Origin of the sequence: Kitasatospora cheerisanensis KCTC 2395 (assembly GCF_000696185.1) — a bacterium.
Classification (GTDB): Bacteria; Actinomycetota; Actinomycetes; order Streptomycetales; family Streptomycetaceae; genus Kitasatospora; species Kitasatospora cheerisanensis.
Genome location: NZ_KK853997.1, coordinates 3580767 through 3592983, shown reverse-complemented (window position 1 = coordinate 3592983; position 12217 = coordinate 3580767). Strand labels below are relative to the sequence as shown.

At 73.8% G+C, this 12217-nt stretch carries 13 protein-coding genes and 1 pseudogene; 11 read left to right on the top strand and 3 right to left on the bottom strand.

What is annotated here, in order from left to right; translation table 11 throughout:
- Positions 1 to 39 precede the first annotated feature (39 nt).
- The 5 genes from KCH_RS16280 (at position 40) to KCH_RS16260 (ending at position 4599) form a co-directional block, all read left to right on the top strand.
- Positions 40 to 843, top strand: a complete 804-nt coding sequence (locus KCH_RS16280; RefSeq protein WP_035872315.1) for a sugar phosphate isomerase/epimerase family protein — start codon at positions 40 to 42, stop codon at positions 841 to 843.
- A 59-nt stretch (positions 844 to 902) separates the two neighbouring features.
- Entirely contained in the window at positions 903 to 1334 is a 432-nt protein-coding gene (locus tag KCH_RS16275; RefSeq protein ID WP_244305340.1) for a VOC family protein, read from the top strand.
- Positions 1335 to 1338: 4 nt separating this feature from the next.
- Complete coding sequence (locus KCH_RS16270) at positions 1339 to 2094, top strand: class I SAM-dependent methyltransferase (protein WP_035863730.1); 756 nt, start codon at positions 1339 to 1341, stop codon at positions 2092 to 2094.
- A gap of 107 nt (positions 2095 to 2201) precedes the next feature.
- On the top strand, positions 2202 to 4046 hold the full coding sequence (gene ilvD / locus KCH_RS16265; RefSeq protein ID WP_035863722.1) for a dihydroxy-acid dehydratase: 1845 nt from the start codon (positions 2202 to 2204) through the stop codon (positions 4044 to 4046).
- 46 nt (positions 4047 to 4092) lie between these two features.
- Positions 4093 to 4599 carry a hypothetical protein gene (locus KCH_RS16260; RefSeq protein ID WP_035863721.1) on the top strand — a complete coding sequence of 169 codons (507 nt, stop codon included), beginning with the start codon at positions 4093 to 4095 and terminating at the stop codon, positions 4597 to 4599.
- A gap of 7 nt (positions 4600 to 4606) precedes the next feature.
- Here KCH_RS16260 and KCH_RS16255 read toward each other — a convergent pair whose 3' ends face one another.
- The 3 genes from KCH_RS16255 to KCH_RS16250 form a co-directional block, all read right to left on the bottom strand.
- Positions 4607 to 5668: a hypothetical protein gene (locus tag KCH_RS16255; RefSeq protein ID WP_157032071.1), complete on the bottom strand. Its 1062-nt coding sequence runs from the start codon at positions 5666 to 5668 to the stop codon at positions 4607 to 4609.
- Positions 5669 to 5894: 226 nt separating this feature from the next.
- Entirely contained in the window at positions 5895 to 6032 is a 138-nt protein-coding gene (locus KCH_RS41365) for a hypothetical protein (RefSeq protein ID WP_157032070.1), read from the bottom strand.
- Positions 6026 to 6337, bottom strand: a complete 312-nt coding sequence (locus tag KCH_RS16250) for a hypothetical protein (protein ID WP_035863719.1) — start codon at positions 6335 to 6337, stop codon at positions 6026 to 6028. The genes KCH_RS41365 and KCH_RS16250 overlap by 7 nt, the downstream gene beginning before the upstream one ends.
- A 124-nt stretch (positions 6338 to 6461) precedes the next feature.
- Here KCH_RS16250 and KCH_RS16245 point away from each other — a divergent pair, with 124 nt between their 5' ends.
- From KCH_RS16245 to KCH_RS16220, 6 genes and pseudogenes are all read left to right on the top strand, one after another.
- The gene (locus tag KCH_RS16245) at positions 6462 to 7088 is read left to right on the top strand and encodes a DUF6461 domain-containing protein (protein ID WP_035863717.1); all 627 of its coding nucleotides are present in this window, start codon (positions 6462 to 6464) and stop codon (positions 7086 to 7088) included.
- 86 nt (positions 7089 to 7174) lie between these two features.
- Positions 7175 to 8002 carry a pyrroline-5-carboxylate reductase gene (gene proC, locus KCH_RS16240; RefSeq protein WP_035872308.1) on the top strand — a complete coding sequence of 276 codons (828 nt, stop codon included), beginning with the start codon at positions 7175 to 7177 and terminating at the stop codon, positions 8000 to 8002.
- An 11-nt stretch (positions 8003 to 8013) separates the two neighbouring features.
- On the top strand, positions 8014 to 8664 hold the full coding sequence (locus tag KCH_RS16235) for an HAD family hydrolase (RefSeq protein ID WP_035863715.1): 651 nt from the start codon (positions 8014 to 8016) through the stop codon (positions 8662 to 8664).
- Between the two features lie 96 nt (positions 8665 to 8760).
- Positions 8761 to 10008: an MFS transporter gene (locus tag KCH_RS16230; RefSeq protein WP_063750286.1), complete on the top strand. Its 1248-nt coding sequence runs from the start codon at positions 8761 to 8763 to the stop codon at positions 10006 to 10008.
- Between the two features lie 113 nt (positions 10009 to 10121).
- The gene (locus KCH_RS16225) at positions 10122 to 11306 is read left to right on the top strand and encodes an acetoin utilization protein AcuC (protein WP_035863713.1); all 1185 of its coding nucleotides are present in this window, start codon (positions 10122 to 10124) and stop codon (positions 11304 to 11306) included.
- Positions 11303 to 12141: pseudogene (locus KCH_RS16220) on the top strand (phosphatase). Before KCH_RS16225 ends, KCH_RS16220 begins: the two are co-directional and overlap by 4 nt.
- Positions 12142 to 12217: the final 76 nt, after the last annotated feature.

Sequence of the window (12217 nt, the reverse complement as noted above, 5' to 3'; positions counted from 1 at the left end):
CGCACCACCGACCGGCTGGTGCTGCCCCCGCACCCGGCGCTGCACGTCCCGGACACCAAGGTCGCGCTGTCGACGGCCTCGGTGTACCCGTCGACCACCGAGACGGCGTTCGAGCTGGCCTCCCGGCTCGGCTACGACGGCGTCGAGGTGATGGTCTGGAACGACCCGGTCAGCCAGGACGTCGAGGCGCTGCGCCGGCTCTCCGACACCTACGAGGTGCCGATCCTCGCCGTGCACGCGCCGTGCCTGCTGATCACCCAGCGGGTGTGGAGCACCGACCCGTGGACGAAGCTGGTGCGGGCCCGGAAGGCGGCCGAGCGGCTCGGGGCGGACGCCGTGGTGGTGCACCCGCCGTTCCGCTGGCAGCGGCAGTACGCGAAGGAGTTCGTGGCCGGCATCGACCGGATGGCGGGGGAGACGCCGGTCCGGTTCGCGGTCGAGAACATGTACCCGTGGCGCTACCGGGACCGCGAGATGCTGGCCTACGCGCCGGGCTGGGACGTCACCGAGGAGGCGTACCGGCACTTCACCGTCGACCTGTCGCACGCGGCGACCTCCCGGGTGGACGCGCTGGAACTCGTCGACCGGATGGGCGACCGGCTGGCGCACGTGCACCTGGCGGACGGCTCCGGCTCCGGGAAGGACGAGCACCTGATCCCGGGCCGCGGCAAGCAGCCGTGCGCGGAGCTGCTGGAGCACCTGGCCCGGACCGGCTTCGACGGGCACGTGGTGCTGGAGGTCAACACCCGCAAGTCCGGCACCCCCGCCGACCGGGAGGCGGACCTCGCCGAGGCGCTCGCCTTCACCCGCCTGCACCTGGCCGCGGTCCGGCCCGCCCCCTGAGTGAACGCGCGTTCGCAAAACGGCGGACAGCGCGACGGGCCGGGCCTAGAGTCGGCTCCGTGATCACACCGAGCGAGGGCGTGCCCGGCCCCGCCACCCACGTCCGGCTGGCCCGCCCGTCCCGCGACCTGGCGGCCGCCGAGCGGTTCTGGGTCGAGGGCCTCGGCCTGTCGGTGCTGTGGCGCAGCACCGAGCGCGAACCCGGCACGCACGACCTGCTGATGCTCGGATTCCCGGACGCCGCCTGGCACTTCGAACTGGCCCTGGACCCGGACCACCCGATCGCGCCCACCCCCACCGTCGAGGACCTGTTCGTGCTGTACCTGGGCGCGCCCGTCGACGAGGCCCTGGTCGAGCGCCTGGTCGCCGCGGGCGGCCGCCGGGTGCCCGCGCACAACCCGTACTGGGACGAGTTCGGCGTGACGGTGCAGGACCCGGACGGGTACGGCCTGGTGCTGTGCACCCGCAGTTGGGGACGACGAGAGGGATGAACCGATGAGTGACCTGCAGGCCCACGCGAACTCCTTCGGCGCGGTCGCGGCCGAGTACAACGCGGCCCGGCCGTCCTACCCGGACGCGCTGTTCGACGAACTGGAGCGGTTGTCCGGCCGCCCGCTGACCGGCGCCGACGTGCTCGACGTCGGCGCCGGCACCGGCATCGCCACCCGGCTGCTGGCCGGCCGCGGCGCCCGCGTGGTGGCCGTCGAGCCCAGCGACGGCATGGCCGCGGTGCTCCGCGAGGTCAGCCCGGGCCTGCCCGTGGTGAAGGCCGGCGGCGACGAACTGCCGTTCCACGACGCCTCGGTGGACCTCGTCACCTACGCGCAGGCGTTCCACTGGACCGACCCCGACCGGTCGATCCCGGAGGCCCTGCGGGTGCTCCGCCCCGGCGGGGCGCTGGCCGTCTGGTGGAACGTGAAGGACTACCAGGAGCCGTGGCTCGCCGCCCACCAGGAGCGGATGGCCGCCGCGCTGTCCACCTACCACTACTACGGCGGAGTGATCGCCGGGCACGAGAAGTTGACCGGGGCCGGCCTGGAGGTCCGGGAGGCCGCCCTGCGCTGGGAGCGCCGGCTGACCGTCGACCAGCTGCTCACCGACCTCACCTCCCGCTCGTACATGGCCGTGCTGGAGCCGGAGCGGCGGGCCCCGATCCTCGCCGCCGAACGCGAGGCGCTGCTCGCCGAGTTCCCGGACGGGCAGGTGATCGAGCCGTACCGGCTGGAGCTGTTCGTCGCACCCAGGCCCTGAGGGGCGCGAGCCGCCCCCGCTGACCGCATCGCGGACACCTGGTCCGGAACCGGTCGGCGCGGGCGTAGGCTCGACGAACCCCGAAAGTTCCCGAAGGAGCGGCTCCGATGCCCCAGCTGAGGTCCAACACGGTCACCCAAGGTCGCAACATGGCGGGCGCGCGCGCCCTCCTCCGCGCCGCGGGCGTAGCCCGCGAGGACTTCGGCAAGCCGATCATCGCGGTCGCCAACTCCTTCACCGAGTTCGTCCCCGGCCACACCCACCTGCAGCCGGTCGGCCGGATCGTCTCCGAGGCGATCAAGCAGGCGGGCGGCATCCCGCGCGAGTTCAACACCATCGCGGTCGACGACGGCATCGCCATGGGCCACAACGGCATGCTCTACTCGCTGCCCTCGCGCGACCTGATCGCCGACTCGGTCGAGTACATGGTCAACGCGCACTGCGCCGACGCCCTGATCTGCATCTCCAACTGCGACAAGATCACCCCGGGCATGCTGATGGCCGCGCTGCGCCTCGACATCCCGACGGTCTTCGTCTCCGGCGGCCCGATGGAGGCCGGCCAGGCCACCCTGGTCGACGGCACCGTCCGCAAGCTCGACCTGGTCGACGCCATCTCCCAGGCGGTGAACGAGAACGTCTCCGACGCGGACATCTCGATCATCGAGGAGAACGCCTGCCCGACCTGCGGCTCCTGCTCCGGCATGTTCACCGCCAACTCGATGAACTGCCTGACCGAGGCGATCGGCCTGTCGCTGCCCGGCAACGGCTCGGTGCTGGCCACCCACACCGCCCGCCGCGCCCTGTACGAGGAGGCCGGCCGGACGGTCGTCGAGATCACCAACCGCTACTACGGCGGCGACGACGAGTCCGTCCTGCCGCGCAACATCGCCACCCGCGCCGCGTTCGAGAACGCGATGGCGCTGGACATCGCGATGGGCGGCTCCACCAACACGATCCTGCACCTGCTGGCCGCCGCCCAGGAGGCCGGGGTCGACTTCGACATGCGGGCCATCGACGCGATCTCGCGCAAGGTGCCGTGCCTGTCCAAGGTCGCCCCGAACGGCAAGTACTACATGGAGGACGTGCACCGGGCCGGCGGCATCCCCGCCATCCTCGGCGAGCTGTACCGCGGCGGGCTGCTCAACGAGGAGGTGCACACCGTGCACTCCGACTCGCTCGCCGAGTGGCTCAAGACCTGGGACGTGCGCGGCGGTTCGCCGTCCGAGCAGGCCGTCGAGCTGTGGCACGCCGCCCCCGGCTGCGTGCGCTCCGCCGAGGCGTTCAGCCAGTCCGAGCGCTGGGACACCCTGGACACCGACGCCGCCGGCGGCTGCATCCGCAGCGTCGAGCACGCCTACTCGGTCGAGGGCGGCCTCGCCGTGCTGTACGGCAACATCGCCGAGGACGGCTGCGTGGTGAAGACCGCCGGCGTGGACGAGTCGATCTGGCGCTTCCGCGGCAAGGCCGTGGTCTGCGAGTCCCAGGACGAGGCGGTCGAGAAGATCCTCGCCAAGCAGGTCGCCGAGGGCGACGTGGTGGTCATCCGCTACGAGGGCCCCAAGGGCGGCCCGGGCATGCAGGAGATGCTGTACCCGACGTCCTTCCTGAAGGGCCGCGGCCTGGGCAAGGCCTGCGCGCTGATCACCGACGGCCGGTTCTCCGGCGGCACCTCCGGCCTGTCCATCGGCCACATCTCGCCCGAGGCCGCGTCCGGCGGCGCCATCGCGCTGGTCCGCGACGGCGACCCGATCACCATCGACATCCCGGCCCGCAGCATCAGCCTCGACATCTCCTTCGAGGAACTGCACGAGCGCCGGATCGAGCTGGAGGCCGCCGGCGGCTACCGCCCGAAGAACCGCGACCGCCAGGTCTCGGCCGCCCTCAAGGCGTACGCGGCGATGGCCACCTCCGCCGACAAGGGCGCCGTCCGGGACGTCTCCAAGCTCGGCTGAGGCGCGCCGCCCCGGGCGGGCGCCCCGTCGCGGTGATAATCGGACCGTGAGTACGACGACCACCGGCGACGGCGCACCCGCCCCCGAGCCGATCCGCTTCTTCGGCACCACCTGGGTCGACCGCGGCGCCGCCTACTGGCTGCGCCGCGTCCTGGTGTCGCTCGGCGCCCTGGCGGCCACCGCCGCCGGGGCGCTGCTGCTGCGCCTGGGCGTCTCCGGGGTCCGGCTCTCCGACGCCGCCCCGCTCTCCCTGCTGCTGATGCTCGCCATCGGCGTCTGCACCGCCCTCGCCGGCCTGCGGAACTGGAAGATCCTCACCGAGGGCCGCACCTCCCTCACCGGCTGGATGGCCGAGGACAAGTCGCTGGCCGGCGTCTGGCTGATCGGCTCCGTCGGCGCCCTCGCCGCCTACTTCCTGCGCAGCCTGGTGGAAGCCCCCGGCGAAGGCCTCAAACGGGCCGTCCACGACCAGCAGACCGCCACCTGGCAGCGCCGCCGCTCCGCCCGGGCGGAGCGCGACGCCCGCCGGACGGCCCGGCGGCGGACCGGCTGACCCTGCCTCAACTGCGGCTGACCGCCCCGCACTTGCCGCTCTCGTCCAGCGGGCGGTGCCAGTCGTACGGGTCCGTGGTCGGCCCGTCGGACGGGCGGGCGCTGCCGGTGGCGCGGGCCGCGAGGAAGGACGGCCGCAGGAAGCCGCCGTTGTACCCGCACTCGTTGTTGCCCAGGTCGCTGTACCACCGGGTCGGCGTCAACTTGCCGCGCTTGACCTGGAACCGCGACGGATCGGCGAACCGGAAGTCGATCGCCCGGCGGACGATCTCCCGCTCCACGTCCACCGGCGCCGGGTCGTCCTGCACCCAGGCCACCGGCTTCGCCGCACCCGCCCCGCCGTCCGGAGCCGGCTGCGCGGGCCGCGACGGCTGCGCGGACGGCGTCACGGCCTTCCCCACCTCCGGGCCGGGCCGCACCGCGTACACGAAGGTCACGTCGGCGTGCACCAGCAGCCCCTGGTCGCCGTCCCCCTCGAACGACACCAGGCCCTGCACCTTGACCTGATCGGTCACCGGCACCGCCCACGCCGGATCGAAGCGGCTCACCCAGTTCGCCGGGTCGTGCTCGGCGCTCGGCCGGGCCAGCTCCTGCGCCAGGTCGTCGCCCGTCGCCGGGTCCAACAGGTCCAGCGCCGCCTGCGGACGCCCGCCCGCCAGCACCTTCGGATCCATGTTGGTCGCCACCAGGAACGACTTCACCAGCGCCAGGTCCGCCGCCACCTGCTCCTGGCCGAACACGCCGACCGCGGTCGCCGGCGGCAGCGCCAGCCCGTCCGGCCCGGCCGGCCAGGCGTCGGCCGGCGAACCCGCCCACGGCCGCTCCGGCGTCGCCTTCTCCGGCGCGACGGTCGGCGGCGGACCGCTCGGCGCGGCCGTCGCCGCCCCCAGCGAAGGCAGCGCCGAGGACTTCGGCGCCCGCTCCGACCCGCCGCCGAACGCCAGCAGACCCCCACCAGCGCCAGCGGCACCGCCACCACCAGCAGCACCTTGCTCACCCGGCGGCGGGGCCCGCGCGGCTCGGTGACGGGCCGCCAGACCTCCTCCGGCTGCGGCGGGTTGTGCTTCCAACGCTCCGTCAGCATCCGGGCCCGCCCGGACGCCTCCTTCACCTTCGCGGCGCGGACGAACTCCTCGTCCAGCACCAACCCCTCGAAGGGGTCCCCCTGTTGTCCGGGATCGCCGTGCTCCGGCCCCGGCTCGTCAATGGTCGGCACGGCCGGAAGTATGCCGACCACCGCCGACACGCCCGACACCGGGGGTCGGCTTCCGGGGGTGGCTTCCGGGGCCGCGCCGACTACGTGCGGCGGGCTGCCTTCACCGAGCCCACCACGCCCGCCACCACCAGCAGCACGCCGGCCGGCAGCAAGGACGTGAACAGCGCCCCGAACAGGCCCCAACTGCCCAGCAGCCACAGCGCGAAGGTGTTCAGCACCAGCAGCGCCCCGGCCGCCGGCAGCGCCGACTGCCACGGGTGCTCGTCCGCCCAACGGCGCAGCCGCCGGTCGCCGGTCGCCGCAGCCGGCCGCCGACCGTGCCGACCAGGAAGAAGAAGAACAGCGCCAGGCCCACCGGCCCCGCCAGGATGTCCATCGACCAGTGACCGGTCACCACATCCACCGCGAGCGCGGCGCCACCGACCACCGCACCCACCGCCGTCGCCGTCCGCCACGGCCCGAGCGTCGCCGCGGCGACGGCGACCTGGCGGCTCTCACGTCCTGACAACTCTCCGTGTCCCATGCCTCAACGGTGCTCCTCGCCCGCCCCGGAATCCAGTGTCCGGGCCCCTGAGATTCCCCCTACGGGCCAACGCCCCCCGTCCGGCGGGTGACGCCCTGTCGGCCCCGCCCGGCACACTGGCCCGATGACTCCGACCGCGCAGGACTACGCCTGGCTCCACGACTCCCCGTGGTTCGGCCAGTGCCACCGGGACGGCTACTCCCTCACCCTGGTGCGCGGCCGCACCCCGCAGCAGGTGCTGGACACCATCGGCGCCGTCCCGCAGGGCGCCGGCGACGGCTTCGACGACTTCCTCGACTGCCAGCAGGAACTGCTCGAATGGGTCGACGACTACCAGGACGCCTCCTTCACGGCCGCCGCCGTCACCGTCCCCGGCCACGGCGGCGACTGGACGCTGCTGCTCGCCCTCGACTCCGGCGTCGGCGTCGGCCGCCACCTGCCGGCCCTCTCCGCGGGCGGCGCCACCGTCACCTGCGACAGCAACGGCGGCAAGCCCATCCACCAGTTCCACCACTACCGCGACGGCGAACTGCTCACCTCCTTCGAACACCCCGAGTGGGCCCACGGCAGCACTCCCCGCGCCCTCGACCAACTGCTGCGCGAGGTCGGCTGGTACACCGAGCCCGTGGCCGGCCCGCACTCGGCGTTCTACGCGCTCGCCGAACGGCTCACCGGCGTCCGGATCACCGAGGAGACCGTCCGCGACGCCGAGTTCGTCCTCGGCGTCGTCCCCGACGAGGACGCCGACTGACCGCCCGCAGGATGGACGCCTCCGCCGGAGCGGAGGCGTTCCGGGGCAAGATGGCGGCCAGGAACCGCAGCGCACGGAGGGCCTCCATGAGCAACACCACCACCGCCGGCCAGAAGATCGCCTTCCTCGGCACCGGCAAGATCGGCGAAGCGCTGCTCTCCGGCCTGCTGCGGGCCGGAGCCGACCCGGCCGACGTCCTGATCACCGCCCGCCGCCCCGAGCGCGCCACCGAACTCGCCGACCGCTACGGCGTCACCACCGCCACCAACGCCGAGGCCGCCAAGCTCGCCGACACCCTGATCCTCGCCGTCAAGCCGCAGGACATGGGCACCCTGCTCGACGAACTCGCCGAACACGTCGCCGCCGACAAGCTGATCGTCTCCGCCGCCGCCGGCATCCCCACCGCCTGGTTCGAGGAACGCCTCGCCCCCGGCACCCCCGTGGTCCGCGTCATGCCCAACACCCCCGTCCTGGTCGACGAGGGCATGAGCGTCATCTCCGGCGGCTCGCACGCCACCGAGGCCCACCTGGCCCGCACCGAGGCGATCTTCCGCTCGGTCGGCAAGGCGCTGCGCGTCCCCGAGAACCAGCAGGACGCCGCCACCGCGCTGTCCGGCTCCGGCCCCGCCTACTTCTACTTCCTGGTCGAGGCGATGATCGACGCCGGCATCCTGCTCGGCCTGCCCCGCCAGGTCGCCCACGAGCTGATCGTGCAGTCCGCGATCGGCGCCTCGGTGATGCTCCGCGACTCCGGCGAACACCCCGTCAAGCTCCGCGAGGCCGTCACCTCCCCGGCCGGCACCACCATCGCCGCCATCCGCGAACTGGAGAACCACGGCGTCCGGGCCGCGCTGCTCGGCGCCCTCGAAGCGGCCCGGGACCGCTCCCGGGAACTCGCCACCGGCGGAAAGTAGTCTGGGACGACGTGAGCTACGACCTGCTGATCCTCGACAACGACGGCGTGCTGGTGGACAGCGAGCCGATCGCCAACCGGGTGCTCGCCGAGTACCTCACCGAACTCGGCTTCCCCTGCACCGTCGAGGACTCCTACCGCGACTTCATGGGCACCGCCGCGCACCACGTCCACGACGTGGTCGCCGCACGCTTCGGCGCCACCCTCCCCGAGGGCTTCGACGACCTCTTCCACGACCGGGTGTTCGCCGCCTTCGCGACCGAACTCCGGCCGGTGGCCGGCGCCGAGAAGTTCCTGACGAGCGTCCAGGAGCACGGCATCCGCTACTGCGTCGCCTCCTCCGCCCACCACTCCTGGATCCGCACCGCGCACCGGCTCACCGGCCTGTCCGGCTACTTCACCGACGAGCTGCTCTTCTCCGCCCAGGACGTCGGCATCGGCAAGCCCGCGCCCGACCTGTTCCTGCACGCCGCCCGCACCATGGGCGCCGACCCGGCCCGCTGCCTCGTCCTGGAGGACACCCGCAACGGCGTCCTGGCCGCCCGCGCCGCCGGCATGGACGTCTACGGCTACGCCGCGCTCACCGACCCCGCCACGCTCACCGCCGCCGGGGCCACCGGCCTCTACACCGACCTGGAACGGGCGACCGACCTGCTGAACTGATCGCGTCCGACCCCTCCCGCCGACGCCGCCCACCCCCTACGCTCTGGCCAACGTCCTTCGTACCGGCCGGTAGCGTCGGTGGTGAGCGAGGTCCCGATGCAGGTCACGGCCACGGCCGACCCCACCCCGCGACTCCGGCAGGCACGCGCCGCACTCGCCCTCTCCTTCCTCCTCCAGGGCACCACCTTCGCCCTGCTGGTCACCTGCATCCCCGAACTCCAGGACCGCTACGGCCTCAGCGACTCCCTGCTGCCGGTCTTCCTCGCCGCCGTCCCGATCCTGGCCGGCGTCGGCTCCATCGGCTCCGAGACCCTGGTCAAGCGCACCACCGCCCGCGGCGTCCTGCGCGTCGTCCAACCCGCCCTCTGCCTCACCCTCGCGCTCACCGGCCTCGGCAGCCAACTCTGGCAACTCGCCATCGCCCTCGGCCTGTTCGGCCTCCTGGTCGGCGCCCTCGACGCCTCCATGAACATGCTCGGCGTCGGCCTCCAGCACTGCTACGGCCGCAGCATCATGATCGGCTTCCACGCCGCGTTCAGCCTCGGCGGCATCCTCGGCGCCACCCTCGCCGGCCTCGGCGCGCACTGGGACGCCGGACTGCCCGTGCTGTTCGGCGGCGCCGCCATCGTCCTCGTCCCCGCCGCCCTCGTCGTCGGGCGCCGGTTCGCCGGGCCCGCCGAACTCGGCGACGCCGTCCGGGAAGCCGCCGAACTCGCCGCCCGCCGCATCCCCTGGCGGCCCCTGCTCCCGCTGTGCGCCGCGATGGCCTTCGCCTACATCGCCGACGCCTCGGTCTCCAACTACAGCGTCAAGTACCTCACCGACGGCCTCGGCAGCCGCGAGGACCTCGCCAAGCTCTCCTACCTCGGCTACATGGTCGCCATGCTGCTCGGCCGCGCCGTCGGCGACCGGGCCGTCCAGCGCTTCGGCGCGATACCCGTCGTCCGCACCGGCGCGAGCCTGGCCGGCGCCGGCTTCCTGATCGCCGCCCTCGCCCCCGCCGGCTGGGCCGGCATCCTCGGCTTCACCGTCCTCGGCTTCGGCATCTGCGCGATCATCCCCCAGGTCTTCGCCGCCGGCGGCCGCCTCCTCCCGCACGCGAGCGACGCCGCCGTCGCCCGCCTCAACCTCTTCAACTACGTCGGCTTCCTCATCGGCTCCCCCCTGGTCGGCACCCTCGCCGAACTCTCCACCTACCGCTGGGCCTTCTGCGCCCCCATGCTGATGATCCTCGCCATCATTCCGCTGGCCCGGCACTTCGCCCCGACGCGGGCGAGCGCGAACCCGGAGGCGCAGGCGAGTGCGACACCAGGGGCGCGAGGAACCGCGCGGAGCGGAAGCTGACCCGGGGAAAGACCGCGCCCCGTCGACGACCCGCACGAGAGCGCGCCCTGCGCGGGCGGCCGCGACCGCCCCGCCGTCGGCCGGGCCGCGCCCCCGCCGGATACCGTGTGCGCATGGCGGAAACTTGCGGACTGCACCTCTTCTGGGACGAAGCCGAAACCGGCTACGACTTCGGCCCGGGCCACCCCATGGACCCGACCCGTCTCGCCCTGACGATGCGTCTGATCGAGTCCCTCGGCCTGACCCGGCACCCCGCCGTCGAGCTCCGCTCCGCCCCCGCCGCCGGCGACTCCACGCTCCGCCTGGTGCACACCGCCGACTACGTGGACGCCGTGAAGCGCGCCGCCGCCGACCCCGCCGCCACCGACCCCGCGCACGGACTCGGCACCGACGACAACTGGTCGTTCCCGGCCCTGCACACCGCCTCGGCGCTGATCGCCGGCCAGTCGGTGGCCGCCGCCGAGGCGGTCTGGCAGGGCCGGACCCCGCACGCCGTCAACTTCGCCGGGGGCCTGCACCACGCGATGCCCGGCCAGGCGTCCGGGTTCTGCATCTACAACGACCCCGCGCTGGCGATCGCCCGCCTGCTGGAGCTGGGCGCGGAGCGGGTCGCCTACGTCGATGTGGACGTCCACCACGGCGACGGCGTCCAGCAGGCGTTCTGGAACGACCCCCGGGTGCTCACCGTCTCCCTGCACGAGAGCCCCAGCACGCTGTTCCCGCAGACGGGTTGGGCCACCGAGACCGGCGGCCCGCACGCCGAGGGCACCGCCGCCAACCTGGCCCTGCCGGCCGGCACCGGCGACGCCGGCTGGCTGCGCGCCTTCCACGCCCTCGTGCCGGAGCTGCTGGCCGCGTTCCGCCCGCAGGTGATCGTCAGCCAGCACGGCGCGGACACCCACGTCGAGGACCCGCTCGCGCACCTCGCGGTCACCGTGGACGCCCAGCGCCTGATCGCCGAAGCGGTGCACCGGCTGGCCCACGAGCACGCCGACGGCCGCTGGGTGGCCACCGGCGGTGGCGGGTACGCGGTGGTCGACGTGGTGCCCCGCACCTGGACCCACCTGGTGGCGACCGCCGCCGGGCAGCCGCTCGACCCGGCCACCGAGACCCCGGCCGACTGGCGGGCCGAGGTCTACCGGCTGACCCGCCGCCCCGCCCCGCTGCGGATGACCGACGGCGTCACCCCGCACTGGACGGACTTCCACGACGGCGGCTACGACCCCGCCGACCGGCTCGACCAGGCGATCCTGGCCACCCGCCGGGCCGTCCTCCCGCACCACGGACTGATCCCGTGACGGCCCGCGACGAGCTCCGCGCCCACCTGCTGAAGCACCGCCTGGCCGGCCACGACGTGCCGACGCCCCGGCAGAACAACCTGCGGCACTACCGGCTGTTCGCCCAGGGCGACCCCAAGGCGCTGATGGGCCTCGCCCCGGAGCCCCGCCGCGACCAGGACGCGGTGCTGCGGCTGATGGCCGAACGCGTCGGCGTGAACCCGGACCCCCGGTACACCGAGGGCCCCGACTCGATCGACCCGGACCTCACCGTCGCCGCCCTGGACCGGCTCGCCCTGCTGCTGCGCCGCACCGCCGACCGGCGCGGCAGCGTGCTGGCCGGCACCGGGCACCCGACCCGGCTGACCCGCTTCCACGCGGCGCTCGTCAGGGCGCTCGAAGCGGCCGGCTGCCCCGTGCGCACCCCTGCGCGGGGCGTGCGCTTCCGTGAGCCCACTCCTGACGGTGACCGCCCCCGCTACCTCGACACGGTCGACCGGGTGCTGGTGATGCGCGCCCTGGACGGCCCGGAACGCCCCGGCCGCCCGGGCCCCGGCGACCTCGCGCACACCCACTCCCCGCTGCCGGTCCGGCTCGCCCTGACCGCCCTCGCCGACGCCGGCCACCCCCGCCCGACCTGGTCCTGGGCGACCACGGCTGGCTCTGCGGGGCCGGCCGCCTCGGCATCCCGGCCGGGGGCATCGCGGACTGCAACGACGTCGCCCCGTTCGCCGCCGAGGCCGACGGCCTGGTGAGCGTGGTGGTCCCGCTGGAGGACGGTTCGGGCCCGTCCTGCTACAGACCGCTGAGTGACTACGTACTGCAACGGGCGGACCTCGCACCGTACAACAGTTGACGGCCCCCCTCTTCCCACCCGTACCACCCATAACTACTCTGGGGATACACGTGTGCCGGTGGAGTCACCGGAGGGG

Bases quoted from the DNA above. Each gene is read 5' to 3' on its own strand.
- KCH_RS16230 (WP_063750286.1), top strand. From the start codon at position 8,761: ATGCAGGTCACGGCCACGGCCGACCCCACCCCGCGACTCCGGCAGGCA.
- KCH_RS16225 (WP_035863713.1), top strand. From the start codon at position 10,122: ATGGCGGAAACTTGCGGACTGCACCTCTTCTGGGACGAAGCCGAAACC.
- KCH_RS16270 (WP_035863730.1), top strand. From the start codon at position 1,339: ATGAGTGACCTGCAGGCCCACGCGAACTCCTTCGGCGCGGTCGCGGCC.
- KCH_RS16245 (WP_035863717.1), top strand. From the start codon at position 6,462: ATGACTCCGACCGCGCAGGACTACGCCTGGCTCCACGACTCCCCGTGG.
- KCH_RS16250 (WP_035863719.1), bottom strand. From the start codon at position 6,337: ATGGGACACGGAGAGTTGTCAGGACGTGAGAGCCGCCAGGTCGCCGTC.
- proC (WP_035872308.1), top strand. From the start codon at position 7,175: ATGAGCAACACCACCACCGCCGGCCAGAAGATCGCCTTCCTCGGCACC.
- ilvD (WP_035863722.1), top strand. From the start codon at position 2,202: ATGCCCCAGCTGAGGTCCAACACGGTCACCCAAGGTCGCAACATGGCG.